This window comes from Halorubrum sp. SS7 (assembly GCF_005435055.1).
Lineage (GTDB): Archaea > Halobacteriota > Halobacteria > Halobacteriales > Haloferacaceae > Halorubrum > Halorubrum salinarum.
Genome location: NZ_SGXV01000569.1, coordinates 1 through 252, shown reverse-complemented (window position 1 = coordinate 252; position 252 = coordinate 1). Strand labels below are relative to the sequence as shown.

Below are 252 nucleotides of genomic sequence, written 5' to 3'. Positions count from 1 at the left end.
TGAGGTGTGGAAGCAGCTCCATGGCCTCGGGGACCGGACGCAGCGTCGCCTCTGTCGACGAGGCGGGCGTATACGGCGCGACCGTTTCGGGGTTGACCTCGAGATACTCCATCAGCCTCTCGCTCATCGACAAGTTGGCGAGTTTCGGGGGATAAAATGGGAGTTCCGGCCCGACCGCGTCGTACTCGTACCGGTTCGACGGAATGTAGCCCTCAGTTCGTGAGAGCGTGTCGAGGAAGAACCACGTCCGAA

1 pseudogene is annotated in these 252 nt (G+C 61.5%); it reads right to left on the bottom strand.

The window, feature by feature from the left end:
- Nucleotides 1-252: pseudogene (locus EXE44_RS19170) on the bottom strand (hypothetical protein); the annotation flags it as partial.